Here is a 25,253-nt window from a genome sequence, read left to right as displayed (position 1 = left end):
CTTATCTTCCTTTATTATTTTTTTGGTGGAGTTGGGAACATTCCTTTTCGGTTCATGTTCTTTGGGAATAGGTCAAGACTGGCAATACTGATGGCGTTTTCCGCTGCTTTGATATCCAGCTCTTTTTGGTGAGATAATTCATAAGGTTTTAACCATTCTTTTTTCTTCATTAGTTCTGAAGTCTCTAAATATAAATCAATTAACACATCGAGTTGGGTTCTCAATAATTTTTGTAGGGCAGGGGAAGCCGTTTCAGTAAGTGCAATGGAAAGAGTACGGACACCGGTTTTTAAAGATAACAGTAACTCTAATGCCACTCCAGAATCTGTTAACTCCGGCATATTGATTGAATTAATAGGATCTAAATAATCTTCCATTTGAATTCCTCCGATTAATATTCTAGCTCTGATTTTTCGTAAAGTTTAATCATGGCTTTTAAGGCAGGAGTTGATAGTTTAACGTTTTTTTCTAACAAGTCTCGTAAATCATCATCAAAAACGACACCTTGACTTAATTTTGATTTTAATAAACTCGTTGTCATAAAGTTAATCACTTCATGAAATTCCATCGTTTCGTGAAGTGCAAGTTTTTTCTCAAACATGATAAAAATCCTCCTTAAAGTATCTTTCAAAAGGCTACCCGATAGGTAAACCATTTATTCAATGGAAAGGTAATGTCTATTAAATTAATACAAGTTTTGGTTTTAAGTTAACATAAAATAAAAATAGGTTGACATAAATATTTGTAATCTTTAGAATTACTAATATACAAAATTAATTTCTTGAGGTGGATGCATGACAACAGAGACTGTTCAATCTAAACCAAAACAAAAACAAAAATTAAGAACGGTGGAGCTAGTATATTGTGGGCTTTTTGCGACACTTATGATGATTGGCGCAAATATTACTTCATTTGCACCGTTTATGGTAATCGGTGGGGTACCGATTACATTACAAGCATTTTTTGCAATTTTAGCAGGACTTATTTTAGGTAGTAGATTAGGTGCGATTTCCGTGACAGTTTATATGTTAATTGGATTAGCAGGTGCTCCGGTTTTTGCAAGATTTAGTGGCGGCTTCTCCCAAATCTTAAGTCCTACTTTTGGATTCATTGTAACGTTTATTTTAGTAGCATTTTTAGTTGGCAAAATGGTAGAAAAACGACCAACAAAAACAATGTTTATTACTGCAGCGATAATTGGAACATTAGTAAGTTATCTACTTGGCACTAACTGGATGTATGCTGCATATATGTTATGGTTCGGTGCTCCAGATGGATTTTCTTATTCAATGGCCTGGCTTTGGATGATGCCACCGCTACCTAAAGATTTAATATTAGCTATTTTTGCGGGAATTTTCGGCTACCGCATACAAAAAGTATTGAAAGTGGGGAAAACGAGATGAATTACGATGCTTTAGCTACACAAGTTTTAGAAGGCTATGAGTTAACAGATGAGGAAGCATTGGCAATATTAAATAGTCCAGATGAAGACCTATTGCCACTTCTTCATGCAGCTTATAAAATACGCCGTAAGTTTTTCGACAATAAAGTTAAACTGAATATGATTATTAATACAAAATCAGGACTTTGCCCAGAAAACTGTGGCTATTGCTCACAATCAATCGTTTCCAAAGCACCTGTAGAAAAGTATGCCATGATGAAACAAGAAGAAATCGTGGCAGGAGCTGAGCGCGCTGCATCATTAAATGTAGGAACTTATTGCATTGTTGCTAGTGGACGTGGACCGGTAAATAAAGAGATTGATATTGTTGTAGATTCAGTAAAAACAATTAAAGAAAAACATCCTGAAATGACGATTTGTGCGTGCCTAGGAATTTTAAAACCAGACCAAGCAGAGAAATTAAAAGAAGCGGGTGTAGACCGCTATAATCACAACATTAATACATCTGCCAATCATCATAGTAATATTACAACGTCCCATACTTATGAAGACCGCGTAAATACTGTTGAATTAGCAAAAGAAGCGGGAATCTCTCCATGTTCTGGTGTAATTATCGGAATGCGAGAATCAAAAGAAGACGTCATCAGTATGGCGAAAAGTTTACGTGCTTTAGATGCCGATTCTATCCCAGTGAATTTCTTAAATGCCATTGATGGTACACCTTTAGAAGGAACAAGGGAATTAAATCCCCGCTATTGTTTAAAAGTGTTAAGTTTATTCCGATTTGTGAATCCTTCAAAGGAAATACGCGTTTCAGGTGGTCGTGAAGTAAATCTCGGTACACTACAGCCATTAAGTTTATATCCAGCAAACTCTATTTTCCTAGGGGACTATTTAACAACAGAAGGACAACCTGGGGAACAAGATAAAAAAATGTTAGAAGATTTAGGATTTGAAATCGATTTAGAACCACTTAATAGGGAACCACAAATTACTTGTTAAAAGATAAACCGCCTTGTTAAACAGGGCGGTTATTTTTGTGATTCGATTAAACGTTTTAAAATTTGAATTTGACCTAAGTGTAATGATTCGTGGAATGCACCGAAAGCAGCTAATTCGCCAACTGTTTTATTGCCGATAAACGGTTTTTCCAGTTCAATCTCGAATGAGTCATCGGAAATTTGGTTGATGCGTTCTAGTTGTTCTTGTAATTTTACTAGAATATCTTCAACTGAAGGCACATCATTTGTCCAATCAGCTGGTTTTGTCCCACCTGCAAAGTGTTGGCCGTAGTTTTCTGGTAGATTTTTTTGTCCATTAAACAGGAACAATTCACCAGCTGTTAAAATGTGCCCAATTTGCCAATGGATATTGTTATTAAATCCTTCTGGAACAACGTCTAGCACTTCAGGAGAAACACCTTCTAATAAACTCAAAATGTTTTTTCTAGTAACTGCGAATTGTTTTTTAATTAATTGACTACCCAAATGAATTCCCTCCTCTTTCTATTGACAATATACCAAGACCACCAATTTAAGTCTAGCAAACTATCTTCGAAATAATCAGAAAATATAAGTACCTGTTCGTTAAGATAAATAATGATAGCGTATTTGTAATTGGATAGATCATGTCTTCACAATATTTTTTCCGTAAAAGTAACTAATAGTGGTTTGAACATTAGGGTTGCTAAACATTAATCATTGCTTCAAAAGTATAAAACAGAAAATAATTGAAGGAAGTAATTTTGAAATAATATATAGTGGTAAAAAAAGTACTCAAGTTGAACTATTCTAATTCGTCTATAGGGATTATTTCAAAAAATATTTTGTTCAAAATTTAAAAATTATTATTTTAAAAATAATATATTTTGAAAAATATTACATATACATGTAGGGAGTTGATACAAGGAGGGATTTTGTGTCTAATCCAATTGTTGCAAGGTCATTAGATGAAATTCAATTTTGGTCTAGAATTATGAAAGAGCACGCGTTATTTTTGTCATTAGGCTTTACACATGATCAAAAGAATTTAGTAGCAGAAGCACAGCATTATATTAACGTTTTTGAAAGGGTTGAGGAGAAGTTAAGTAAGTTTTCCCAGAACTCTGATATTCAACAGGTTAAAGCATTCAATACAGAGGTTTATCAACATGCGGTCAATATTTGGGCATTTAAACGGAAAGTATTAGGCTTAACATTGCGCTGTGAGATTATTAGCAATAATTACCCATTATTAGTTGATCATATTAGTAGGGAAGCAGCGTATTTTGCTAATCGCTTAAAAGAACTAAATCAAGGGATATTGGCACCAAGACCAGATGCGATCATTAAGGAAAATGTGTTCTTCTTAAGAATAATGGCTGACCATGCAAAATTTATTGGACATCTTTTAGACCCTTCTGAACGAAAATTAGTAGACCAAGCAAGGGAGTTTAGTCATGATTTTGATCAATTGCTGTTCCAGGCGATGGATCTTGATTCAATGCGCCCTCAATCTGAAACGAAACCGATTTTAAGTCAATTCTTAGACCAGAACCGGGTATCCGTTAAGTCTCTTAGAGATTTTAAGAAAACGGCTCGAGAATTAATTGAAGCTTGCCGAATTAAGAGTAACATTCACCCTTTACTGGCTGACCATACATTTAGAGAAGCAGAAAGGTTCTTAGAAATTATTGATCTATATGAAGCGACTTTAAATAAAAATTAATATGTTGGTCAAAAACGTTAATTCCACAAAGGGATTAACGTTTTTCTTTTGAAACGGAACGATACTTATGTGTATAAAATTAACCTGCTGACTCACAATAATGAGCGTGGAGGTGAATTGAAGATGGTGAAAAGAAAAAATAAACAAAATCAATTTGCGAATAACCATGAAGAGTTTGGTCTAGAAGCGGAATTTAACAACAATCGTGAAGAATTCGGCGAAGAAATTGATTTTAATCGTAGCCGTAATCGTGATGAATTTGCCAACCAAGAACAAAAACATAATAGACGTAAAAATCGTTAACTATATAAAACCTCGAAATTTTTTCGGGGTTTTTCTATGTAGAAAAGGTGAGTTCAAAAAGACTCACCGAAAGATTAAGCCATACCACCTTGATTTTCGTCCATTTTATTAATGACTTCCTCAAGGGATAACTTTTTTGAATTGTTTTTATTAGGATGTGATACAGTCATTAACCCAAATTCTTCATTTGGTTTTAAACGAACTGTATTGTTTGCTACCTCTAAAGGGTTTCTCTTTAACTTAAATTTCTTTCGCATTGTACCATCTCCTTTCTCGACTAATATGAGTATTTTTTTGAATAATTATGTACATAAAAAAGACCCTTATAAAAAAGGGCCTCAAGCATTTATGCAATAGGGAACCAACCTGGTGTATTCATGATGACTTTCCAGAAAGGATCTGGAATGACAAGTTGCTTTTGCATGTCTTTATTCAATTTCGTAATAATTTCATTTTCTTTTCCTTCTGCCACTTTTTGTACCCAATCTGGATCAATGATGAGTTCTCTTCCAAGGGCTACAAGTGGAACACCAGTATCTAGTGCTTTTTGGGCATCATCCGCAGTTTGAATTTTACCAACGCCGATTAATGGAACCCTATCATTTATTGTTTCTAGAAGATATTCAATACGTTTTTTCGATGTATCATTGATGCCTCGTTTTGCAGTAGAGAAGAAGTGATGTAAGGAAACATGTAAATACGTAAGGCCTTTATCCGCTAAAGCGTCTACCAGTTTAAGGGTATCTGCCATTGTAATTCCTGGAGTTTCCTTTTCTTCAGGAGAAAAACGATAGCCAACTATAAAGGATGAATCTGCATATTGGTTCACGACACTCTTTACTTTATCAACAAGCGCTAAAGGGAACGTCATTCGGTTTTCCAGGCTTCCCCCAAATCGATCTTCTCGTCGATTAGAATGAGGTGAGAAAAACTGTTGAACTAGATAGCCGTTTGCACCATGAATTTCAACGCCATCATAACCTGCTTCAATTGCGCGGCGAGTCGTTTCACCAAATGCTTCGATAATTTCTTCTACTTCCGACTCTGTTAAAGCTCTTGGAATATTAGAAGAACCTTCAGCAGGGATATTACTTGCACTAACAATTTCATTATTTGGAACAAGCTCAGGTGGACATAATCTTCCACCATGGAAAATTTGAAGAACAGCTTTTGCCCCTTGCTCTTTAATAGCATTTGCTATTTTTCGTAGACTAGGAATCATTTCATCCCGATCTCCAGCAAACTCACCATGGAATCCTTTGCCGTTAGCTGTGACATTCGTACAAGCTGTAATTACCATACTAACCCCACTTGAACGTCGTGCATAATACTTCACTTCATCTTCTGTTACTGTTCCATCTGGATTAGAGGACCAGTTTGTCATTGGAGCCATAATAATACGATTTTTTAATTCAACGCCATTTGGCAATGTAAAAGGTGAGAGTAAGTTATTCGTATTCATCTTTTTTCCTCCCTTTGTTCAATCCACTGTTATCGTATAAAAAATCTATCTGTTTGTATATTAAAATGCTTTTCTAATTTTTTTATTAAAAATATGAAAGTTTGAATTTTGCAAAAATAAGATTGCTAATTAACAAAAAGTTTCTTATTATTTTTTGTAGAACAAAAATTAGTGAGGATGAATATGAAGGAGCTAACTTTTACTTCTTTTGAGGAATATAAAGATTATATTCAAAAAAAGATGAATCAAAAAGCAAAAAATCGGGGATTGGAAGGGGAGGAAAGAGTACAATTTATCAATCAACGAATCAATGAAGCTTTAAAACTATGGGAAGAAAATAATTTTCAACAATCGATTGAAGAAGATGGCTTTGTTTTAATAACAGTTTGGCGCGATGAAGAAGGAGTAAGAAAAATTAGAAGAGGTCGACCAAAAAAGCCAGAGTGTGAGAAGTTAAAGCATTCCATTCATGTTCGGTTAGATGAAGATACATACAACAAACTACATCAATATTGTGATAGTAAGCAATTAGATAAATCTGAGGTTATTAGAAACTTAATCAATCAACTTAATTGATTGTTTTGAAGGAGGTTTAAAGAATGGATTCTGTGGATCATCAACCAATTAAAACGAAACGGTTAAAACTAGCGGCAATTTTAGGTTCATTGGCTGCATTTGCACCATTATCGATAGATATGTATTTACCTGCTCTTCCACTTATAGCAGAACAATTTAACACAACGCCATCCCTTGTACAACTGAGTTTAACCTTTTTTGTAGTTGGAATGGCATCGGGACAATTAATTATTGGGCCTTTAAGTGATGTACGTGGAAGACGAAAGCCTTTACTAATCGGTTTAATTATTTATAGTATTGCTTCATTATTATGTGCATTTTCAACGTCGATTTGGGGCTTCATTTTACTACGATTTATTCAAGGATTCTCTGGTGCTGCGGGGGTTGTTCTATCCCGTGCGATTGTTCGGGATATTTATTCTGGTATCGAATTGACGAAATTCTTCTCATTGTTAGCGTTAGTGAATGGTGTTGCGCCAATTCTTGCACCGATTTTAGGTGGGATTATTTTACTTTTAGCTCCTTGGAATGCTGTGTTTATTATTTTAAGTGTCATTGGTGTAGTGATGTTTATCTTAGTTCTAACGAGTTTACCAGAATCCCATTCTGAAGAATTACGAACTGAAGGTGGAGTTAAAAAGACATTCATCACATTTAAACAATTATTCTTAGACCGTAGTTTTATCGGATACGCACTACCGTTAGCATGTGTTTTTGGATTATTATTTGCGTATATTTCTGGTTCTTCTTTTGTATTGCAAGAGGTTTATGGAACAAGTCCTCAAACATTCAGTCTCATTTTTGCTGCAAATGGCGTGAGCATTTCAATTGCAGCACAAGTTACGGGTAGAGTCGCTGGACGTTTTGGGGAATCAAAATTATTAGTAACAGGTATCTTACTAGCATTCGTTTCATCGAGTGTCTTACTGTTGTTACTTATATTAAAAGCTAGTTTAGTATTCATATTGCCACCATTATTATTAGCGGTAGCGAGTATTGGTATTGTGAGTACAACGGGTCAATCATTAGCATTACAAAACCAGGGGAAAATTGCTGGAAGTGCTGCAGCGTTAATCGGAGTTCTTCAATATGTGATTGCTGGAACAGTTGCACCGTTGACAGGAATCGGTGGAAATCCTGCCATCGCCATGGGCTTAGTAATGGCACTTTCAAGTTTTATTTCGATTGTATTTTTTGTACTGATTGTAGGTTTAGGCAACTGGAAACTTCGACAAGATCCAAAGTCTGAATCGGTTTAATTTAGGATTTATGAGAGCGTTAATCTTTTAAAGATTAGCGCTTTTTATTATTTGTGTGGATTAAGCGGATAAAATACGAAATTTAGAGGGAGTTTAAAGAGGGATTGTATTCATACAAGCAAAGAATACAAAAATAAGTGGAAATTGAAGTAAAAATTGTATTCACTTTAGTGATGAATGCAAAATTTTAAGGGGAATAAGTGAAAGAATGTATTCATACCTGTGATGAATACAAAAATCAGTGTAAATCAAAGGGAAAATGGTATTCACTTTAGTGATGAATGCAAAATTTTAAGGGGAATAAGTGAAAAAATGTATTCATACCAGTGATGAATACAAAAATCAGTGTAAATCAAAGGGAAAATGGTATTCACTTTAGTGATGAATGCAAAATTTTGAGGGAAAACAGTGAAAAAATGAATTCATACTAGTGATGAATACGTAAATCAGTAAAAATAGAAGTGAAAATGGTATTCATTCTAGTGATGAATGCAAAAAATTAAGTGTAATTAAGGAGAAATGGTATTCAATCTCAAGTTAACCGAAAGACTCAAAAACTAACTAAAGCAACTAACCAATTACCTAAAAGAGTTAGTTGCTTTTATCATTTATCGCCATTTTAGAACAATGGATAGTTTACAGCAGTCGGAATCTGCAATTTGGGATATAAATTCTAATCGTAAACTATCTGGTGTATAAAGAATATCTACATCCGATTCGATGCCAATCGATTTAATTAATTTTTTCACTTCTTCACTTTGAGATTGTTGTGCGTGGTCCATTAATTGTTTATCAAAATCTTTCGATGAAGATAGTCTTTCAAGCACTATACTAGCATCTTTCATTAATTTTTTTGTTTCGTTTGCGGAATCGTATAACTGATTTGGGTCTACTTCGGGATATGGATTTTGATTTCCTGGGTTTTGTTGATTTCTTGGATTGGGTTGATTCATTGGTTGTTGTACAAATCTATGATTCATATTTGGTCTTTGTAGTATTGGTCGATAAGCCATTGGGTGATATGGAGAGTGAAAATACTGCGGTTGATAGAAGTAGTACATTCGCAACCCTCCTTTTCCTGTGGTAATCTCTTACAAAAGTCCATTTAAGCTTATCATATGTATTTATTAAACTATTTAATAGGACTTTCACCAATATATAGTATGAAATTAATTAATTTCCCTTTAAAAGTACGTGCTGTATTTCTACAGCACATTATAGGATTAGTGAATTTGATCATCCTCTTGAGGCGCAAACACATCATAATCTTCCAAAATGGTGCTAAAGTCAAAACCTTTTTCTTCCATAATATTTTCTAAATAGGATTTACATTGGTTTAGTTGGCTTTGCATGGAATTTAACATGGCATACATTTTAAACAGTGTATTTTTATCATCCATATTTGCTTCTCCTTTCTATTAAGTACATCTTCTCCGTAAATTAAGAAATTTATGTATTTCATTTTGCCACGATTTTTAACATAAAATGTATTTGAATCTTGATAGAAATTCAAGGGAAAGTTTTATATAGTAAGCAATATAAGGAGTTGTCATCGACATGATTGGTATGAATATACGATTATTGCGTAAAAAACGTAAACTAAGTCAGGAGATGCTTGCCGAAAAAGTAAATGTATCTCGCCAAACGATTGCAAAGTGGGAAAGTGAAGAAGCTTTACCTGATATTGAAAAGTGTAAATTACTAGCTGATCTATTTCAGATTACATTAGATGAATTATCGAGGGATATGTCGGAAGAAGAAATACAACATTTAGGACCTAAGGGAAAGCACTTTTTCGGAGTTGTAAAGGTTGGAGAGCGCGGGCAAATTGTCATTCCTAAACAGGCGAGGGAACGCTATCGCATCAAACCAGGTGATAAATTAATTGTGTTGGGTGAAGATGAAACAATGGGACTTGCTATTTTAAAAAGCGAACAAATTCTAGAATTTGCTGAAATAGTTCGAAACACAAAAGCAGAAGGGGATGTAGATGAGTAAAATAGTATTTTTTTCGATTCCAGCCCATGGTCATACAAACCCAACAATACCGGTTGTTGCTGATTTAGTGAAAAGAGGTAATGAGGTTTGCTATTATTCCTTCAACGAGTTTCAAACGAAAATCGAAGGCGCGGGAGCAAAGTTTGTTTCATGTGATGAATTTTTACCACCAATCACAGAACAAGAAATTGCTAAAAAAGCAGGAAAAGATTTTACATCTTTGATAGAGATGCTTGTAGATACTACTATTGCAATGGATCAAAAAGTGTGTGCTGAATTAAAAGAGCTACAGCCAGATTGTATGGTTAGTGATTCGTTATGTGTTTGGGGGAAACTATTTGCCAAAAAGTTAAACATTCCTTATATTTGCTCAACGACTTCTTTTGCATTTAATAAACATACAGCTAAATTAATGAAACGAGGAATAAAAGAAATATTTAACATGATTTTTGGGATGCCAAAGATTAATAAAAAAATACAATTACTAAGAAGTCACGGGTATGAAGTCGATAATTTTGTCTCCCTAATTGAAAATGATAATAATACGAATACCATCGTTTATACTACGAAAGATTTTCAACCTATGGCAGAGACTTTTTCTGAAAAGTTTAATTTTGTAGGTCCATCTATTGAATTTACTGAAAAGATGATTCCAAAAAAGAATAAGAAGGTTGTCTATATATCTTTAGGTACTGTACTTAATCAAAATGAAAATTTCTACTTAAAATGTATTCAAGCTTTTTCTAATAGTAGCTATGAAATTATAATGTCTGTTGGAGAACAAACGAACATTGCCTCACTCGGAAACCTTCCTGACCACTTCACCGTGAAAAATCGAGTAAATCAAATTGAAGTTTTACAAAGGGCAGATGTTTTCGTTACACATTGTGGAATGAATAGTGTAAATGAAAGTTTGTATTTCGGAGTGCCAATGATTTTATATCCGTTCCATAGCGAACAACAGCTCGTAGCAAAAAGGGTGGAAGAGCTTGGAGCAGGAGTTTATTTAAAAGGAATTGGTGAGAAACATTTTGTTAGCGCGGTAGAGGAAATTTTCGCAAACGAAAAATACAAAGAGAATGCTGTTAGGCTTTCGGAAAATTTCAGAAATGCTGGTGGTGTGAATAAAGCGGCCGATATAATATTAGAACTTGCTCAAAAATAAGTAAAGCATTCGCGCTCAATTACGCGAATGCTTATTAACTTTAAGCTTTACATTTAAATGGCATCGACCAATCATTAATCCAACCACGAGCTTGGAAGGCTTCTGCAATTCGTCCAACGCCTACGATATATGCAGCTTCACGCATATTCACTTGCTTTTCCTCATGCATTTTGTGTACGTCTTCAAAAGCATAAATCATTTTTTCTTCTAATTTTGTATTTACTTCTTCTTCTTTCCAATAATAACCCATATTGTTTTGAACCCATTCAAAATAAGAAACCGTTACACCACCAGAGTTACATAGAATATCAGGAATGACGAAAATTCCTTTTTCATTTAAAATCCGATCACCTTCTGGGGTAGTCGGTCCATTCGCAGCTTCAGCAACAACTTTTGCTTGTATTTGAGGAGCAGTTTTTTCTGTAATTTGATTTTCCAATGCAGCTGGAACTAAGAAATCAACTGGTAAACCAAACAATTTATCACTGTCGAAGCTTTCTGCACCAGGGAAATCGACAACGGATTTTGTTTCAGCGACATGTTGTCTCAAGCTAGGTATATCAATGCCGTTTTCATTATAGATACCGCCTTTAACATCGGTAATTGCTATAATTTTAACTCCAAGCTCATGTAGGAATTTTGCAGTCATACTACCCACATTTCCAAATCCTTGGATAGCAGCAATTGCACTTTCTAATGGAATATTTAACTTTTTCGCAGCTTCTGCAATGGAAATCACTACGCCACGTCCAGTTGCTTCAACACGACCCTGTGAACCACCAACTATAATTGGTTTTCCTGTAATAAAACCAGGTACATTATATCCACGCAAACGATCATATTCATCGAGCATCCAACCCATAATTTGTGGGTTTGTATTCACATCAGGAGCCGGAATATCCTTTTCTGGACCAATGATTGGTGTGATGGCCCGGATATAGCCACGGCTTAAGTTTTCCAATTCACACTTTGATAATTCTCTTGGGTCAACAATCACGCCACCTTTACCACCACCAAAAGGTAGACCTAGAATAGCGGATTTCAGAGACATCCACATGGAAAGTGCCTTGACTTCATCAATGTTTACTTCTGGATGGAAACGGATTCCACCTTTAGCAGGGCCCAGAATGTCCGAATGGTGGGAGCGATAGCCCGTAAAGTTTTTGATTGTTCCATCATCCATTCTTACAGGGATGGATACTTCTAATACACGAATAGGTTTTTCAAGTAATCGATATACATCCTCTGTTAATCCCAATGCTTCGACGGAATTTTTTAGAAGGGACTTTACAATTTCATAGGGATTTTCATTTGCGTTCGCAGTTATTGGAGCTTCCACTTTAGATTCAGGAACTTCTTTCATCATAGTCAAAATATATTCCTCCAATTATTGATAATTTGATAAAGGTTAGGAAACATAATTAATCAGCAGTAGTTTTTTCTTTTTCTAAAAAAATATACATTTTGTTAAATAATAATATTATGTAAACTTAATGAGTTGCGGATATTTTAATTAGAAGGGGAGTTTATTGAAGTAAAATAATTTACCTTAAAGTTGTGACTTTTTTGTGAACAACTCTCATATATTAATAGAAAGCTAGACAATCCAAAAACGAGCAAAACAGGGAGTGACCGAAGATGTTCAATTATTTTAGATACCTTGCTGCAACTGTTGCCATTGCTGGGGTTGTGCTTCTTGTTTTAAGTTTCTTTGTAAGCGTTTCAATATGGTTTGGGATTGAATTAGTCAAAAGCGGGATATTTCTATATATGTTCGGTTTATTTATGCAGTTGTTTGAACATGAGAGTAGTAAGAGAAGAGTTGAGAAGACTTAGGTATTTTTGGAGATGAAAAAAGAGCCAGACGAATTAGTCCGGCTCTTTTTAGTTTTTATATCTAGCTACAGCACTCAGTATCTCGAGGTCGCTTTCGCATTTGGTTTTACATATCCCAAATTAAGATTAGTAATGATCCAAATACAGTAACGATTGCAATGATTGCACCGTAGAAAATAGTTGTATAGATGGAACGGCCATCTTTTGATTCGCCAGCATGCATGAACACAACTAGCTGTAAAAATGCTTGAACAAAAGCGGTTACTAATAAAACTGTCATACCTACTGTAAAGGACATATCAGTGTAATACACTAATAGGGCAACTACAGTTAGAACGAGTGAAAAGACAAAGCCCATCACCTGTTTAGCAGGGAATAATTCTTTCATATTACATCATTCCTTTCAGATAGACGAAGCTGAAGATGAAAATCCAAACAACGTCTAAGAAATGCCAATACAGTGAGAAAATAAATGCTTTATTTGCATTTTGTGGTGTTAATCCACGTTTGATTACTTGAATGATAATGAATGTTCCCCAGAATAACCCTAAAGTTACGTGGGCACCGTGCGTACCTAATGTTGTCATTAAAGCAGATGTAAATGCACTAGTTTGATATGTTGCACCAATGTGGTAGTAGTGCATAAATTCATAAATCTCTACTCCAAGGAATCCTAAACCAAGAAGAAGGGTAATACCGAAAAATGCAAGCATCGCATTTTTACGACCAAGTCTCATTGCATGAATTCCAAGACTAATCGTGAAACTACTTGTTAAAAGCACAAATGTTTCAATTAATACCGGTGTAATTTCAAACATGTCAGCAGGAGTAGGGCCAGAACCCGTACGACCTGCTAATGTGAAATAGGCTGTGAAAAGTGTAGCAAACAGCATAATTTCGGCACCAAGGAATATCCAGAAGCCTAAAATATTTAATTGATTTTGATCAGTGCTATATTCTAAAGGTTGTGAGTGATCGATCTTCATTATTTAGCACCTCCCAATTTTTTTTCCGTTTCTTCGATTTCTTCAACATGGATATGGTATCCGTGATCTAATTCGAATGAACGTAGACCCATACAGATGAAAATTCCGATTAATGCGATTACTGCAGGTACCCATAATGCAAAGACAAATGAGAAACCAGCAACAAAGAAAATAGCACTCATTACAAACGGTACACCGCTGTTATTCGGCATATGAATTTCTTGATATTCACCTTTGAATAATTGGTGTCCTTTTTTCTTTGAATCCCAGAATGCTTCACTTGAATTAACTTGTGGCATTCTAGCAAAGTTATAAACAGGAACTGGAGTATGAGTTGCCCATTCTAAAGAGCGAGCGTCCCATGGGTCACTACCAATATCACGTGGTGAGTTTTTGAAACTATAGTAGATGTTCCATACGATTGTTACGAAACCAAGTGCCATTAAACCAGCACCAAAGAATGAAACCATATTTAATGGACCGAAACCTGTTGCTTCAGAATATGTGTACATACGACGCGCTTGACCGTCTAAACCAGTGATATACATTGGGAAGAAGGCAAGTACGAAACCGATTGATAATAACCAGAAAGTCGATTTACCGATTTTTTCATTTAACATAAAGCCGAAGAATTTTGGCCAGTAGTATGTTAAACCAGCTAACATCGCGAATACTACACCAGGAATAATTGCGTTGTGGAAGTGAGCTACCAAGAACATTGTATTATGGTATTGATAGTCCGCAGCAGACATCGCAAGCATTACCCCTGTAACCCCACCAATTACGAATAGTGGGATAAATCCGATTGAGTAAAGCATTGGAACGGTAAAGCGAATTTTCCCTTTCCACATTGTAAATAGCCAGTTGAATATCTTAACCCCTGTAGGAACAGAGATAGCCATTGTTGTAATAGAGAAAATACTGTTTGTAAGTGCACCTTGACCCATTGTGAAGAAATGGTGAGTCCATACTAAGAATGATAGTAGGGAGATAATAACCATCGATGCAACCATTGATTTATAACCATAAAGGTTTCGGCTTGAGAACGTTGAAATAATTTCACTATATAAACCGAATGCAGGCAAGATTAAGATATATACCTCTGGATGTCCCCAAACCCAGAAGAAGTTTGCCCAAAGCATGTCCATACCACCGTTACCAGTAGTAAAGAAGTTTGTACCGAATAAACGGTCAGTTGTACCCATGATTAACGCAACTGTTAATACAGGGAAGGCGAATACGATAATTACGTTTGCGATAAACGCAGACCACGTGAACATCGGCATTTGCATTAATTTCATGCCAGGAGCACGCATTTTTAAAATTGTCGTAATCATATTAATACCAGTCATTAAGGAACCGATACCAGAAATTTGAATCGCAATCATGTAGTAGTTCGTACCAACGGAAGTACTGAAATCATTCCCAGCAAGAGGGAAGTAAGAAGTCCAACCAGCGTCAGGAGAACCACCGACAACGAATGAAATATTAAATAACATTGCACCAAAGAAGAATAGCCAGAAGCTTAGTGCATTTAAACGAGGGAACGCTACGTCACGTGCCCCAATTTGTAATGGAACGATTAAGTTCATGAAGGCGAAGATAAAAGGCATCGCCATGAAGATAATCATAACAACCCCGTGAGTTGTAAAGATTTCGTTATAGTGTTGTGCATCTAACAGTTTAGCTTCAGGTGTAGCTAACTGAGCACGCATCATAATGGCATCTGCGCCACCACGGAAAAGCATGAGAATCGCAGAAAGTAAATACATAATCCCGATTTTCTTATGGTCAACAGTCGTTAACCACTCACGCCATAAGTAACCCCATTTTTTGAAATATGTTAAACCAACAACAATCCCAATTGAAACTAATGCAATAGCAACCATTGAAGCGTAAATCGCTGGACTTGGATGAGGTATGGCGAATCGTTGAAAGAATTCCATTCCTTATATCTCCTTTCAAGAGAAATTACTAATCTATAAATCTCGTAACGAAAAATTAGTGATGAGCATGATCTGTTTCTTCGTGTGTTTCGTGAGTTTCGTGTTGGTCATGTTCAGATGAATCTTCTTCTGAATGATGGTTATGTTCAGGAGCAGGACTAAAGTCTAAATGTGTTCCTGTGAATGTCATTTGACCAAGGTGACCAGGTTCTAATAATGTTTCAAATTCATCTTCTGTTATTGGGTCTGCTGTTTCATGTACTTCTTCAACCCACTCGTCAAAATCTGCTTGAGTCATTGCTGTTACGTTAAATGTATTTTCAGCAAAACCTTTACCGCTGAAGTTTGCATTTCGACCTACAAATTCACCAGGTGCGTCCGCTGCTAAATGTAATGTCGTAACCATGTCAGCCATTGCATATTTTTGTCCACCAAGTTGTGGAATCCAAAAACTTGTGATTGATCCAAATGAGTAAAGCTTAAATTCGATTGGACGATCTGCTGGAATGTAAAGATAGTTTACTGTTTCAATTCCTTGTTCAGGGTAGCTAAAGTGCCATTTCCAATCAGATGATGAAGCATAAACAACTAGTGGTTCTTGATCTTCATATCCTTGTGGAGTGGATTCTACAATATAGTTACTTTTTACCGATACAAATGATAGAACGGCAACTATTATTACAGGGATACCTACACAAATTGCTTCTACCCAAATGTTCCCTTCTACATGAGGCGGTTCATAATCTGCAGGTAATTTTGAAGCGCGATATTTCCATAAAACATACACTAAAATTGCCATAACAACGATTACAATTCCTGCCATAATATAAATTGACAGCATTATGTCACTAGCTTGTCGTGCCGCTTGTGGACCTTTAGGATCTAAAACTAATAATGGTTCACATCCTGTTAGAAAAACTACAAGTGCTGTAAGTGAAGCTAATAGTGACCACTTTCTTTTCATAAAGATGCTCCTTTCTTGTCTCGAGCAAATTCGTCATGTAAGACCGTTCTCGAAAACCTTTATGCTAATTTATTTTATATAACTTCATGTAAGATAGACATATTTCCACTATGAATATAGTGTTTAATTCACAATTTGTTCATAAAAAAGATATAAAGTTGTCGCAAATAAAAGCGGTTTCACAAATTATTCATTAGTTTGGAAAATAGTAAGGCTTTATACTTGATTTATTCATAGAAAGGTATTCGAATATAATGAGTTTTTGTGGAAATTCCTTGGTAGAAATGGAAGTAGATACTGAGTTAAGGGGAATTTATACAAAATGGCAAGGGTTTTGGCGAATGAAAAGGTTATATGTAGTATAATAAACGAGAAAATCTATTTACTTATACTAGAATAACATATTTAATAAAGAAAAATAAGTTTTTTTTAGAATTTGTGTGATAATTCGAGGAACTTGATTCTAGAAAGAAAAAATACCCGCTTAGTGTTGATGAACTAATCGGGTATTTTTATTATTATTCATTTTGAAAATTTACTTCAATTGATTGAGAAGGTTGATTATAGACAACTTTTCCTCCTAGATGTCCTGTTATGATTAAAGCAGTTATCCCAAAAATACAAAGCAGTACTATTAATATAGAAGAAACTCCTTTTATTATCGCACCTTTTGACCACTTAATCTCTTTAAGTATTGAATGTTTGAAAATCAACTTTAATAATAAAAGGATAAAAAATACTAATAACGATAACCCTGCATAAAATTCGTGCAGTTCAATTGTTTCGTGAACGGATTTTCCCCAAGCATTTTTTGCAAAATGTTCAGCATTCTCACCACTTAAATAACTTCCAACACCTGTAACAATCCCTATAATCATTAATAATGTGCCAAATTTGTTCAATGTTTCTTTCTTAACAAAAACATTTACTACTTCGATAATGGCAGCAACAAAAAGTAAAGCAATTGGAAAATGAACAACTAATGGATGTAATGGCATAATCATAACTCCTTTTTTATTTTTAACGTTCACATGGAAACTGAAAATACTCTGAAATTGTTCTTGCTTTTTTTAATTATTTTACAAAAATACTTGATTAGTTAATGGAAAAAATAACCTATAATAAGACTATCTAAGCAATCACGAAAGTAGGATGTTGTATGAAAATACTTTTAGCAGAAGATGATCAACGGTTACAAAAAAATATGGTTCATATGATTAAGAAACAATACCACCAAGTGGATGCTGTTGATAATGGACAAGAAGCTTATGAATATACGCTATTTGAGGATTATGATTTATTAATTCTAGATTGGATGATGCCACAATTATCGGGTATCGAAGTTTGTAAAAAACTTAGGGAAAACGGGTTTTCAGGTGGAATCTTAATGCTTACTGCAAAGGATAGCTGCCAAAATATTATCGAAGGATTGGACGCTGGAGCAGATGACTATATCATTAAGCCCTTCAAAACAGAGGAATTATTAGCGAGAATGCGGGCAGTTCTTCGGAGAAAGGATAAACCCGTTGAAAATACGATTGTTATTGGGGATTTGGTATTGCAACTAAATTCTCGGATAGTAAAAAGGGGAGACGAGGAAATTCCGTTAACAAAAAATGAGTTTCTTCTATTAGAATACTTGTTCATTAATAAAGGGCATGTCTTAACGCGGGAACAAATTTATTCACATGTTTGGGGCTTCGAAGCTGAAATTTCGGATAACGCCCTCGATGCCCTCGTAAAATTAGTAAGAAGAAAAATAGATAAGGACCGTAAATGTTCCATTATTCAAAATGTGCGTGGCATCGGTTATCGAGTGAGAGAAGACAATGTTTAATCAAACACGAAAAAAATTATCATTATTTTATGCTAGTTGTTTTTTCTTATTTTTTCTTTTCTTTATTCTGATACTTTACTTTTCAATTGTCCATTTAGTAAAGCAGGGGCAAATTGAGGAATTAGAGAGTTATTATCATGAACAAAAACATGATTTATACAAGCATTTCAATGATCAGTTTAAATTATTCTACGAACCAAATCGTACTTACTTTTATTACATTTATACACCAGACCATCAATTAGTCCATGGTGATGAGTCTTATCAAGGATTATCTCGTGAAATTGAAAAAATTTATGGTACTGAAGTTATAAAGGATAGTCAAATTAATAGAGTAAAGTTTGAAGGACAACAATTTTTATTATTGTCAAAGCCTATATCAAACAAACAGAAGATTGATGGCTATATGATCTTAGGAAAGAACATTACTTCACAATATCATTTCATAAAGAATATGGTTTTGTTATTGATTGTTTTAACTGTTATTTTTTCAATTTTTATTGCATTCCTCAGTTACTTTATGGCGGGAAAAGCTATGATTCCGATTAGAAAGTCTTTTGACAAGCAAATGAAGTTTGTTTCAGATGCTTCCCACGAATTACGTACTCCTTTAAGTATCTTTTACAGTTCATTGGACATTTTGGACGAAGATGAAGGGGAGAATTTAAGTAGTTTTGGAAAGGAGCTAGTTGAAGATTTAAAACATGAATCTATATTAATGAAGGAATTACTGGAAAAACTATTATTTTTGGCAAGGTATGATCAAAAAAATTGGTCTAATCAAAAGGAAATCATTCAACTTTCTGAATTACTAACTTCAATTGGTTCAAAATTTGAGAGAACTCTTCCAGATTCAATCAGACTTCAATGTACGATTGAAAAGGGTATCGAATTTGAATGCGATCGCACACAAATACAACAACTGGTTTATATACTTTTAGATAATGCATCTCGATACACAGAAGAGGGAGAAATAACCTTATCATTGAAGAAAAATAATGATGACTACATTGTTATTTCTGTGAAAGACACAGGGGTAGGAATTAGTAAGGAAGAATTACCGAACATATTTGACCGATTTTATCGAAGTGATGAAGTGCGTAAACGTGATGGAACAGGCTTAGGGTTGTCGATTGCTAATGCAATTACTGAACTTCACGGAGGAAAAATTACGGTTGAGAGTGAATTAGGAAAAGGTTCAACCTTCTCTATTCGATTGCCATTTGAAAAAGGCGTATCCTAAAAAATTAGGACACGCCTTTTTCTCTATGCGTAGATAATCTTTGATGTGAAAATGCTCTTAAAAGTAACAGTAAAACAACGGCACATACCGAAATTCCGTAGAAAACAGTAATCATTGGACGTTCTGAATCTGTTCCAAGAAAAATGCTATGAAGTAAAGAGAATATCCAAGCTGGGAATACGAGGAAATGAGACTTTTTCCATAATGAAAATCCTAATTTTCGTATCCATAAATCTGAATTGAAAATAACAAATAAAAATAGATAGAAAGCTATGGTACCCAACGTTGAAAAAACAGTCTCATAATCAGCTTTAAACGGTATTAGGAGTTCGCCAATTGTGAATGGCTCAAATTTATCAAGTATTAACAGTAACATGTGGCCTATTAGAGTGAATAAACCCATCCAAGAAGCAACTTGATGAATATGAAAAACTAAATTTTTATTCTTTTTTATAATTGTTGATTTTCTAAGAAGTCCAAATACGATTGAAATAGTAAAATTAAAATAGGCTAAAAATCCAAGTAGTCTTATCCATTCCCAATTACTAATGAACATATGTTTTCCCCCTAGGTGTAATCCAAACTGGTTGTTCATTTTCACTAATAATAAATCGAGCGGATAAAATGTGATGTTTTTCCAACCAATGTTGGTGTTCTAAATTGTTCTGGAGAAAACAAAGTTTTACAGCTACTTCAGCATCCGAAAGGCTATTTGTGACAACTGTTGCTTGTACGATTGGGGATATTGCTATTTCTCCAGTTTGACCGTTCAATAAATGATGCTTTTGTTTTCCGTTCATCTGCCAACTTCGATATACTCGATTAGAAGTGGCAATCGCTCCGTTTTTAATTTTAATAGAAGTGATTTCCTCGTCTTCTTTGAATGGGTCCGAAATCCCAATAATCCATTCTTTTTCACAGTTGGACCATAACTTCATATCTCCACCACCATCGACAATTCCAAATTCTTGTGAAATATTGTACTTTAACCAATTTGCCACTTTTTCAACGATATATCCTTTTGCAAAGCCTCCTAAGTCAATTTCCTCATTTGTGATTTTTAAAATCCTTTTATTCGGCAAGAAAATGATTGGGTTAAGAAGGGGCTTCTCAAATTTTTCAGAAGTTTTATCCACTTTTTGAAATGGAAAGGATTTTTGATATCCATGAGATTCTATCTGTTTTTTTAAATATGGTGAAAATAATCCATCTGTTAAACGATAGTAACAATGTGCTTTGTATAAACAATCGTATAAATCTTCTGATATTGTTAAAGTGTCACCAATACGTAATTTGTTTATCTTTGATAATTCATTATTATCGTCAAATCTAGACCATTGTTTTTCTATTGTTTGAAGCCAATTAGTGACATGATCCTTCCATCGTGTATTTGAGTTAGACGAAAGAGAGATGTAAAATTCTGTATTCATTACCTGTAAAGTTAATGTATCCACTGTACCAACTCCTTCTACGATTTCTTCGTTTTTCTTTCACTTTGAAATGATTGTGACGGAATGACTATTTCAAAATTGGACCAATCTAATTGAGCTAGTTGTTTTTCTCGTGATGACATATTTTCTAGTTGGTTTTCATTGAAAGTGGTTATTTTTGTCTCAGTATTTTCAGTAGTATTGCTTATTTGTGTTAATAAGATAGCAGATAGCACGACACCGGATGAGCCAACTATCCATTTAGCCTTTTTATCATCATTCATTTCTGTCACCTCTAGTTATTGAATTTTTTAAAGATTAAAGTATCGTCTTGCCATTCAGCAATAAATCCAAGTCCATTGGATATCACGCTTATAGGAAGATAAAGGTCTTGATTCATGTAAAATGCTTTTGCTGGAATAGGTGTTTTTATATTATTTTCATACGCTACGTTTGTACCTGAACGGAAGATCAATTCAGTATCAATAGTCGTCAGCTCTAATATTTGACTAGTCGGATAAAATCTTGATTCTGCGCCTAATAAACGTGCAATATCTTGTCCTGCTACGAACAATTCATTTTCACTTGGTATAACATAGGAAAGTAATTCATCCGAACTGTTTTCACACTTTAGTAAAACTTTTCTAGCTTCTGTAAAGGGAAGTTCGCCTTTTGTGATGGACGTTTCTCTTAACCAAATATTCCAGGTGCTATTTTGTATAGGAATTTCGTAGTAATCGTAATATTCTTCATAATCATGATGATCATCATCGTAATCTTCATGGTCTTCATAATCATCGAAATCCTCATAGTGTTTATGTTCTTTGTATCTTTCGTGTTTGTGATGATCATCTGCATCAGCATTGACAAAATACTGACTGAAAAAATTACCTCCAAGCAAGAAAAGCATTAAGATTACTGTTTTTTTTAACATACAAGTTCCTCCTTTGCCCACTAAGTGTATAGATAAAAAATGAGATTAATCTGAAATTTTGTATAAATATTAAATCTTTTTTGTTGCCTCTCATTGGAAGTACACAATTGAATCTTATTGAAAATTACATATTATCCGACACTTTGATTTATAACATTTCTGACTTCCCGCATCTTAATCAAGATAAAACCAGCTATAATCACGCAAATTTATTAAGTTAAAATAATTGTGTTGAAACCTTATTTTGATATAATTAATAAATCGAAAAATATTTAGAATACAGTGTAGAAAAATTGTAGATTAATAGGTATAGTTAAAAAGGCAGTAATTAAATGATTGGGTTAACGTAACAACATTTTTTATGGTTGTTTTCATTGCTCAGTGATTATAGGGTATACTTTTTATATATCTATGATGGTACAAAAGAAGGACAGGTTTTATCCTTTTACACGACAGTTTTATTGGAGGTTTAATATGAATTACAGAATTACAAACAAACCGGTATTTGAACAAGCACAAGTACGTTCTGTAGCAGATGTTGTTTTTACAGAAGAAGAATTAAAAAATGGAATGAGACTTGCTGTAAGTAAAGCAGATCCAACATTAGAATTGTATTTAATTGACGTAGATGGTCAAAAGAAATTTGATGTACGCTGGGATGATTCATCTGAAATCTTTGTTGGTTGGTTCTCAGCATGGGATAATTTCGTATGGTGTTTAAACACAGCTGAAAAAGAAAAACAAGCAAATACTGCACCACAAGAATAAAAGTTAACCGAAAGCAATTTTACATTGTTTTCGGTTTTTTAGTTTTACTAAAATAAAAAAGCCCCCAAAAATGGGAGCTTGGATTATTGGCATAACAATATTTGTCGTTCAAATTGCATTTTTTTAGCAATACAACGATCTTTAATAATAAAACCTGCTTTAATAACAAATTCATCGATTGGTTCGACCGTTACAAATACGACTTTATCCGCTATACGGCGAGCGTTTTGGATTAAATCGAATTGTTCATCATCCGTTATATGTGAATAAATATTATAGGGTAAGTCTACTATGGCAACATCATAATGTTCAGTTACTTCTGCAATCGGCCCCTTCGTAATGTTGCTTTCAAGACCGAAATAGCTAATATTTTCCCTTGCCCCAACACAAACTAGGGGACTGATATCTCGTCCAACAATGTTCATTCCCATTGAAAGGCCTTCAACGACAACCGTACCAATTCCACAACAAGGGTCGATTATTCGAAGATTCTCAGGTTTTGGAGCAGCAATATTGGCAACAGCTCGAGCTACGCGAGTATTTAGAGCTGTGGAATAACTATTGGGCTTATGTACGTGTTGACGCCAAACCGATTCACTTTTTTCATAAATTCCAAAATACCATCTTTGTTCTAATAAAAGAATACCAAAAATTTTATCAGGATGATCTAGTTCAGGTTCACCATCTATATTCAATCCCACTTCGCGTTCTATTTTTCGACGTTCTGGATGGGGGATTTTTTTTGTATCCCCAATATCAAATTTGTTTAAATTGATTACTTTAAAAGTGGAACTTACTTGAACAGTTTTAGCAAAGTTTGAAATTTCGCCAAGTTCGTTACTTTCAAATAAAACTTCAAGTCGTTCCTCAATGAAAGGGCTACGACTTGGGTCAACCTTTATATCACTAATTAGAAAATTTGCTTGGGTATCGAAACCGAAAAATGAACGCATCTCCATTCTACAAAGATCATGTTCATCATGATGGTGTACATAGGTATAAATGTAAGTAGGTTTCTTCTGTATGTTCAGGTCGTTTCTCCTCAATTCTAGTTGTTTTGCTCAAGGGCAGATAATAATTTAGTCATAAAATTAGATGTGATAGACAGTGTTTCTTCAATTGTCATCGTCTCTTGGAAATCTTCTATCATATCTATTGGAATGTTTAAATCCCATAATCCTTCATCTCCAGAAAACATTGCGCTGAAATTTTTAATTTCTCCTCCATGCAAGTTTTCATTTAAGAATGATTTAATAGTAGATGCATGCTTTTTTTGGACTTTTAAGCCAAGTAACACCATATACGTTTTAAAAACATCATCGACTTCAAGGGATAGTGAATCTGTTTTAAATGTCTCAAAGGATGATGATTCGATATAAAGAAATTCATTTTGGTGTTCCTTTAAATAAGTGATTGGTTTACTTAAAAATGAAGCATCTGGTTTTGATAATGTTTCCTCTGTCTCTTTATCACAAAGTTCAATATATACATTGTTTAATTCCATATTTCCAGCCTCCTTAAGGTTAGTATATCCTTAACAGAAATAAAAAATAGACAACCAAGAAGGATGCCTAATTATGAATTATAGCACAATAAAATTTTTTTGAAAAAGAACTTGCAAATATTAATATATTACTCTATAATAATATATAGAATACAAGTGATTCGAACGAACAACCGTTTCCGTTAGGTGCTGGTAACACTTAACTAAAGGAAACGGTTTTTCTTTTGTCTAAAATTGGTTCAAACGATATATTAAAAATCGTTCAAAAGGGTTTTTATCATATAAAACCGGCAAGGGCACTTCTTGTACTAGTTCGAAGTTCGTGCTGGTCTCTAAAAAATATCGATAGTCATCGGAAGCGTAATATAAAATGATGTCAATTTCACGTGGAGCAGCTTCTACGGATCGTAAAATATTATTCACCACTTTCATAAACACTTGAACTGTAAATGGGTTGAAAAAATAAAACTTATTATGTTCAGCTTCGATTTTATATTTTTCAGCATAGCAATTAACAAACTGAATTTGCCCAGCATGATATTGATAATTTTTTAAATTATCGAATGCATCATCTAAAAATTTCTGATTCATTTCAATTCCGATACACGATGCATGGAATAAATAGTTCGTAAAAAAATTTAAACGTCCTTTCCCACACCCAAAATCTACTAATGTATCACTGCTTTTTATTGGATAGTGTTTAAATAATTCTTCTAACGCACTGTAGGGTGTAGGTTCATATGGGTGGTAATACACAGAATGATTAACTTCCACTTTTTTTTGACGTGTATTAATCTTCAATAATTTATCGTAATAATATTCTTTCACAAACTTTCCTCGTTCCTAGTAACAATGTACGTTTATTATACCTCTTATTGTCTCCAAAATTGTGGTCCTTTTTTATTTTGTACAGTTTGATTAAGATTCTGCAATC

32 protein-coding genes are annotated in these 25,253 nt (G+C 34.3%); 12 read left to right on the top strand and 20 right to left on the bottom strand.

Annotated features, from left to right (window positions below):
• Positions 1–14: 14 nt before the first annotated feature.
• Together NKR20_RS09960 and NKR20_RS09955 are read right to left on the bottom strand one after the other, a co-directional pair.
• Positions 15–377, bottom strand: coding sequence for a spore coat protein (locus NKR20_RS09960; protein ID WP_121213750.1), 363 nt, complete (start codon positions 375–377; stop codon positions 15–17).
• 14 nt (positions 378–391) lie between these two features.
• The gene (locus NKR20_RS09955; RefSeq protein ID WP_121213749.1) at positions 392–601 is read right to left on the bottom strand and encodes a spore coat protein; all 210 of its coding nucleotides are present in this window, start codon (positions 599–601) and stop codon (positions 392–394) included.
• A 193-nt stretch (positions 602–794) separates the two neighbouring features.
• On the opposite strand from NKR20_RS09955, the gene NKR20_RS09950 reads away from it, so the two are divergent.
• Together NKR20_RS09950 and bioB are read left to right on the top strand one after the other, a co-directional pair.
• Positions 795–1,403 carry a biotin transporter BioY gene (locus tag NKR20_RS09950; RefSeq protein WP_253426098.1) on the top strand — a complete coding sequence of 203 codons (609 nt, stop codon included), beginning with the start codon at positions 795–797 and terminating at the stop codon, positions 1,401–1,403.
• On the top strand, positions 1,400–2,404 hold the full coding sequence (gene bioB / locus NKR20_RS09945; protein ID WP_301285916.1) for a biotin synthase BioB: 1,005 nt from the start codon (positions 1,400–1,402) through the stop codon (positions 2,402–2,404). The genes NKR20_RS09950 and bioB overlap by 4 nt, the downstream gene beginning before the upstream one ends.
• A gap of 29 nt (positions 2,405–2,433) precedes the next feature.
• On the opposite strand, the gene NKR20_RS09940 is transcribed toward bioB, so the two are convergent.
• Positions 2,434–2,889: a DinB family protein gene (locus NKR20_RS09940; RefSeq protein WP_253426095.1), complete on the bottom strand. Its 456-nt coding sequence runs from the start codon at positions 2,887–2,889 to the stop codon at positions 2,434–2,436.
• A gap of 430 nt (positions 2,890–3,319) precedes the next feature.
• Here NKR20_RS09940 and NKR20_RS09935 point away from each other — a divergent pair, with 430 nt between their 5' ends.
• Positions 3,320–4,108 (top strand): DUF2935 domain-containing protein, encoded by a 789-nt coding sequence (locus NKR20_RS09935; RefSeq protein ID WP_253426092.1) that lies wholly within the window; start codon positions 3,320–3,322, stop codon positions 4,106–4,108.
• 123 nt (positions 4,109–4,231) lie between these two features.
• Positions 4,232–4,411 (top strand): hypothetical protein, encoded by a 180-nt coding sequence (locus NKR20_RS09930; RefSeq protein ID WP_121213744.1) that lies wholly within the window; start codon positions 4,232–4,234, stop codon positions 4,409–4,411.
• Positions 4,412–4,485: 74 nt separating this feature from the next.
• Here the strand turns inward: NKR20_RS09930 and NKR20_RS09925 are convergent, their stop codons facing one another.
• Both NKR20_RS09925 and NKR20_RS09920 read right to left on the bottom strand, forming a co-directional pair.
• Entirely contained in the window at positions 4,486–4,668 is a 183-nt protein-coding gene (locus tag NKR20_RS09925) for a hypothetical protein (RefSeq protein WP_121213743.1), read from the bottom strand.
• A gap of 89 nt (positions 4,669–4,757) precedes the next feature.
• A complete protein-coding gene (locus NKR20_RS09920) occupies positions 4,758–5,873 on the bottom strand; it encodes an NADH-dependent flavin oxidoreductase (protein WP_253426090.1) in 1,116 nt (371 codons plus the stop codon).
• 183 nt (positions 5,874–6,056) lie between these two features.
• Between NKR20_RS09920 and NKR20_RS09915 the strand changes: the two genes are divergently transcribed.
• Both NKR20_RS09915 and NKR20_RS09910 read left to right on the top strand, forming a co-directional pair.
• Positions 6,057–6,449: a hypothetical protein gene (locus NKR20_RS09915; protein ID WP_121213741.1), complete on the top strand. Its 393-nt coding sequence runs from the start codon at positions 6,057–6,059 to the stop codon at positions 6,447–6,449.
• Positions 6,450–6,472: 23 nt separating this feature from the next.
• Positions 6,473–7,708, top strand: a complete 1,236-nt coding sequence (locus tag NKR20_RS09910) for a multidrug effflux MFS transporter (RefSeq protein ID WP_253426087.1) — start codon at positions 6,473–6,475, stop codon at positions 7,706–7,708.
• A 608-nt stretch (positions 7,709–8,316) separates the two neighbouring features.
• On the opposite strand, the gene NKR20_RS09905 is transcribed toward NKR20_RS09910, so the two are convergent.
• Positions 8,317–8,769, bottom strand: coding sequence for a YuzC family spore coat inner layer protein (locus tag NKR20_RS09905; RefSeq protein ID WP_253426084.1), 453 nt, complete (start codon positions 8,767–8,769; stop codon positions 8,317–8,319).
• A gap of 162 nt (positions 8,770–8,931) precedes the next feature.
• Positions 8,932–9,108, bottom strand: coding sequence for a hypothetical protein (locus tag NKR20_RS09900; RefSeq protein ID WP_253426081.1), 177 nt, complete (start codon positions 9,106–9,108; stop codon positions 8,932–8,934).
• A gap of 157 nt (positions 9,109–9,265) precedes the next feature.
• On the opposite strand from NKR20_RS09900, the gene NKR20_RS09895 reads away from it, so the two are divergent.
• Complete coding sequence (locus NKR20_RS09895) at positions 9,266–9,706, top strand: helix-turn-helix domain-containing protein (RefSeq protein ID WP_121213738.1); 441 nt, start codon at positions 9,266–9,268, stop codon at positions 9,704–9,706.
• Positions 9,699–10,871: a macrolide family glycosyltransferase gene (locus NKR20_RS09890; protein WP_253426079.1), complete on the top strand. Its 1,173-nt coding sequence runs from the start codon at positions 9,699–9,701 to the stop codon at positions 10,869–10,871. The genes NKR20_RS09895 and NKR20_RS09890 overlap by 8 nt, the downstream gene beginning before the upstream one ends.
• 40 nt (positions 10,872–10,911) lie before the next feature.
• Here NKR20_RS09890 and NKR20_RS09885 read toward each other — a convergent pair whose 3' ends face one another.
• Entirely contained in the window at positions 10,912–12,237 is a 1,326-nt protein-coding gene (locus NKR20_RS09885; RefSeq protein WP_301286013.1) for a Glu/Leu/Phe/Val family dehydrogenase, read from the bottom strand.
• Between the two features lie 272 nt (positions 12,238–12,509).
• Here NKR20_RS09885 and NKR20_RS09880 point away from each other — a divergent pair, with 272 nt between their 5' ends.
• Complete coding sequence (locus tag NKR20_RS09880; RefSeq protein ID WP_121213736.1) at positions 12,510–12,707, top strand: hypothetical protein; 198 nt, start codon at positions 12,510–12,512, stop codon at positions 12,705–12,707.
• Positions 12,708–12,813: 106 nt separating this feature from the next.
• Here the strand turns inward: NKR20_RS09880 and qoxD are convergent, their stop codons facing one another.
• The 5 genes from qoxD to NKR20_RS09855 form a co-directional block, all read right to left on the bottom strand.
• Positions 12,814–13,095, bottom strand: a complete 282-nt coding sequence (gene qoxD / locus NKR20_RS09875) for a cytochrome aa3 quinol oxidase subunit IV (protein ID WP_253426076.1) — start codon at positions 13,093–13,095, stop codon at positions 12,814–12,816.
• Between the two features lies 1 nt (position 13,096).
• Positions 13,097–13,693 (bottom strand): cytochrome aa3 quinol oxidase subunit III, encoded by a 597-nt coding sequence (gene qoxC / locus NKR20_RS09870; protein WP_253426073.1) that lies wholly within the window; start codon positions 13,691–13,693, stop codon positions 13,097–13,099.
• Positions 13,693–15,639: a cytochrome aa3 quinol oxidase subunit I gene (qoxB, locus tag NKR20_RS09865; protein ID WP_121213733.1), complete on the bottom strand. Its 1,947-nt coding sequence runs from the start codon at positions 15,637–15,639 to the stop codon at positions 13,693–13,695. The genes qoxC and qoxB overlap by 1 nt, the downstream gene beginning before the upstream one ends.
• 55 nt (positions 15,640–15,694) lie before the next feature.
• A complete protein-coding gene (gene qoxA / locus NKR20_RS09860) occupies positions 15,695–16,603 on the bottom strand; it encodes a cytochrome aa3 quinol oxidase subunit II (RefSeq protein ID WP_211330870.1) in 909 nt (302 codons plus the stop codon).
• Positions 16,604–17,121: 518 nt separating this feature from the next.
• On the bottom strand, positions 17,122–17,601 hold the full coding sequence (locus tag NKR20_RS09855; protein ID WP_121213731.1) for a DUF2231 domain-containing protein: 480 nt from the start codon (positions 17,599–17,601) through the stop codon (positions 17,122–17,124).
• Positions 17,602–17,762: 161 nt separating this feature from the next.
• Between NKR20_RS09855 and NKR20_RS09850 the strand changes: the two genes are divergently transcribed.
• Positions 17,763–18,440: a response regulator transcription factor gene (locus NKR20_RS09850; protein ID WP_121213730.1), complete on the top strand. Its 678-nt coding sequence runs from the start codon at positions 17,763–17,765 to the stop codon at positions 18,438–18,440.
• Positions 18,433–19,683, top strand: a complete 1,251-nt coding sequence (locus tag NKR20_RS09845) for a sensor histidine kinase (protein WP_253426071.1) — start codon at positions 18,433–18,435, stop codon at positions 19,681–19,683. The genes NKR20_RS09850 and NKR20_RS09845 overlap by 8 nt, the downstream gene beginning before the upstream one ends.
• A gap of 4 nt (positions 19,684–19,687) precedes the next feature.
• Here the strand turns inward: NKR20_RS09845 and NKR20_RS09840 are convergent, their stop codons facing one another.
• Genes NKR20_RS09840 through NKR20_RS09825 form a run of 4 tightly spaced genes read right to left on the bottom strand, consistent with a single transcriptional unit; the run spans position 19,688 to position 22,023 of the window.
• Positions 19,688–20,239, bottom strand: coding sequence for a ferric reductase-like transmembrane domain-containing protein (locus NKR20_RS09840; RefSeq protein ID WP_253426068.1), 552 nt, complete (start codon positions 20,237–20,239; stop codon positions 19,688–19,690).
• Positions 20,229–21,137 (bottom strand): FAD:protein FMN transferase, encoded by a 909-nt coding sequence (locus NKR20_RS09835; RefSeq protein WP_253426053.1) that lies wholly within the window; start codon positions 21,135–21,137, stop codon positions 20,229–20,231. The genes NKR20_RS09840 and NKR20_RS09835 overlap by 11 nt, the downstream gene beginning before the upstream one ends.
• Before the next feature lie 14 nt (positions 21,138–21,151).
• Positions 21,152–21,397: a hypothetical protein gene (locus NKR20_RS09830; protein ID WP_253428105.1), complete on the bottom strand. Its 246-nt coding sequence runs from the start codon at positions 21,395–21,397 to the stop codon at positions 21,152–21,154.
• Positions 21,398–21,408: 11 nt separating this feature from the next.
• Positions 21,409–22,023, bottom strand: coding sequence for a copper amine oxidase N-terminal domain-containing protein (locus tag NKR20_RS09825; RefSeq protein ID WP_253426050.1), 615 nt, complete (start codon positions 22,021–22,023; stop codon positions 21,409–21,411).
• Positions 22,024–22,521: 498 nt separating this feature from the next.
• Here NKR20_RS09825 and NKR20_RS09820 point away from each other — a divergent pair, with 498 nt between their 5' ends.
• Complete coding sequence (locus NKR20_RS09820; protein WP_121213725.1) at positions 22,522–22,815, top strand: hypothetical protein; 294 nt, start codon at positions 22,522–22,524, stop codon at positions 22,813–22,815.
• An 83-nt stretch (positions 22,816–22,898) separates the two neighbouring features.
• Here the strand turns inward: NKR20_RS09820 and NKR20_RS09815 are convergent, their stop codons facing one another.
• The 3 genes from NKR20_RS09815 to NKR20_RS09805 all read right to left on the bottom strand — a co-directional run bounded on the left by NKR20_RS09815 (position 22,899) and on the right by NKR20_RS09805 (position 25,147).
• Positions 22,899–23,846 (bottom strand): TRM11 family SAM-dependent methyltransferase, encoded by a 948-nt coding sequence (locus tag NKR20_RS09815; protein ID WP_253428103.1) that lies wholly within the window; start codon positions 23,844–23,846, stop codon positions 22,899–22,901.
• A 17-nt stretch (positions 23,847–23,863) separates the two neighbouring features.
• Entirely contained in the window at positions 23,864–24,319 is a 456-nt protein-coding gene (locus tag NKR20_RS09810; protein ID WP_253426046.1) for a hypothetical protein, read from the bottom strand.
• 228 nt (positions 24,320–24,547) lie between these two features.
• Positions 24,548–25,147, bottom strand: a complete 600-nt coding sequence (locus NKR20_RS09805) for a methyltransferase (protein WP_121213722.1) — start codon at positions 25,145–25,147, stop codon at positions 24,548–24,550.
• Between the last annotated feature and the right edge of the window lie 106 nt (positions 25,148–25,253).

This window comes from Ureibacillus endophyticus, assembly GCF_024159215.1.
GTDB classification, from domain to species: domain Bacteria; phylum Bacillota; class Bacilli; order Bacillales_A; family Planococcaceae; genus Ureibacillus; species Ureibacillus endophyticus.
Note: the sequence above shows the minus strand (reverse complement) of the source record. Positions and strands in the feature narration are given on the sequence as shown.

What these genes read in the sequence shown, in the direction of transcription:
- NKR20_RS09960 (WP_121213750.1), bottom strand. Translation starts at nt 377, where the DNA reads ATGGAAGATTATTTAGATCCTATTAATTCAATCAATATGCCGGAGTTA.
- NKR20_RS09955 (WP_121213749.1), bottom strand. Translation starts at nt 601, where the DNA reads ATGTTTGAGAAAAAACTTGCACTTCACGAAACGATGGAATTTCATGAA.
- NKR20_RS09950 (WP_253426098.1), top strand. Translation starts at nt 795, where the DNA reads ATGACAACAGAGACTGTTCAATCTAAACCAAAACAAAAACAAAAATTA.
- bioB (WP_301285916.1), top strand. Translation starts at nt 1,400, where the DNA reads ATGAATTACGATGCTTTAGCTACACAAGTTTTAGAAGGCTATGAGTTA.
- NKR20_RS09930 (WP_121213744.1), top strand. Translation starts at nt 4,232, where the DNA reads ATGGTGAAAAGAAAAAATAAACAAAATCAATTTGCGAATAACCATGAA.
- NKR20_RS09925 (WP_121213743.1), bottom strand. Translation starts at nt 4,668, where the DNA reads ATGCGAAAGAAATTTAAGTTAAAGAGAAACCCTTTAGAGGTAGCAAAC.
- NKR20_RS09920 (WP_253426090.1), bottom strand. Translation starts at nt 5,873, where the DNA reads ATGAATACGAATAACTTACTCTCACCTTTTACATTGCCAAATGGCGTT.
- NKR20_RS09915 (WP_121213741.1), top strand. Translation starts at nt 6,057, where the DNA reads ATGAAGGAGCTAACTTTTACTTCTTTTGAGGAATATAAAGATTATATT.
- NKR20_RS09910 (WP_253426087.1), top strand. Translation starts at nt 6,473, where the DNA reads ATGGATTCTGTGGATCATCAACCAATTAAAACGAAACGGTTAAAACTA.
- NKR20_RS09905 (WP_253426084.1), bottom strand. Translation starts at nt 8,769, where the DNA reads ATGTACTACTTCTATCAACCGCAGTATTTTCACTCTCCATATCACCCA.
- NKR20_RS09900 (WP_253426081.1), bottom strand. Translation starts at nt 9,108, where the DNA reads ATGGATGATAAAAATACACTGTTTAAAATGTATGCCATGTTAAATTCC.
- NKR20_RS09895 (WP_121213738.1), top strand. Translation starts at nt 9,266, where the DNA reads ATGATTGGTATGAATATACGATTATTGCGTAAAAAACGTAAACTAAGT.
- NKR20_RS09890 (WP_253426079.1), top strand. Translation starts at nt 9,699, where the DNA reads ATGAGTAAAATAGTATTTTTTTCGATTCCAGCCCATGGTCATACAAAC.
- NKR20_RS09885 (WP_301286013.1), bottom strand. Translation starts at nt 12,237, where the DNA reads ATGATGAAAGAAGTTCCTGAATCTAAAGTGGAAGCTCCAATAACTGCG.
- NKR20_RS09880 (WP_121213736.1), top strand. Translation starts at nt 12,510, where the DNA reads ATGTTCAATTATTTTAGATACCTTGCTGCAACTGTTGCCATTGCTGGG.
- qoxD (WP_253426076.1), bottom strand. Translation starts at nt 13,095, where the DNA reads ATGAAAGAATTATTCCCTGCTAAACAGGTGATGGGCTTTGTCTTTTCA.
- qoxC (WP_253426073.1), bottom strand. Translation starts at nt 13,693, where the DNA reads ATGAAGATCGATCACTCACAACCTTTAGAATATAGCACTGATCAAAAT.
- qoxB (WP_121213733.1), bottom strand. Translation starts at nt 15,639, where the DNA reads ATGGAATTCTTTCAACGATTCGCCATACCTCATCCAAGTCCAGCGATT.
- qoxA (WP_211330870.1), bottom strand. Translation starts at nt 16,603, where the DNA reads ATGAAAAGAAAGTGGTCACTATTAGCTTCACTTACAGCACTTGTAGTT.
- NKR20_RS09855 (WP_121213731.1), bottom strand. Translation starts at nt 17,601, where the DNA reads ATGCCATTACATCCATTAGTTGTTCATTTTCCAATTGCTTTACTTTTT.
- NKR20_RS09850 (WP_121213730.1), top strand. Translation starts at nt 17,763, where the DNA reads ATGAAAATACTTTTAGCAGAAGATGATCAACGGTTACAAAAAAATATG.
- NKR20_RS09845 (WP_253426071.1), top strand. Translation starts at nt 18,433, where the DNA reads ATGTTTAATCAAACACGAAAAAAATTATCATTATTTTATGCTAGTTGT.
- NKR20_RS09840 (WP_253426068.1), bottom strand. Translation starts at nt 20,239, where the DNA reads ATGTTCATTAGTAATTGGGAATGGATAAGACTACTTGGATTTTTAGCC.
- NKR20_RS09830 (WP_253428105.1), bottom strand. Translation starts at nt 21,397, where the DNA reads ATGAATGATGATAAAAAGGCTAAATGGATAGTTGGCTCATCCGGTGTC.
- NKR20_RS09825 (WP_253426050.1), bottom strand. Translation starts at nt 22,023, where the DNA reads ATGCTTTTCTTGCTTGGAGGTAATTTTTTCAGTCAGTATTTTGTCAAT.
- NKR20_RS09820 (WP_121213725.1), top strand. Translation starts at nt 22,522, where the DNA reads ATGAATTACAGAATTACAAACAAACCGGTATTTGAACAAGCACAAGTA.
- NKR20_RS09810 (WP_253426046.1), bottom strand. Translation starts at nt 24,319, where the DNA reads ATGGAATTAAACAATGTATATATTGAACTTTGTGATAAAGAGACAGAG.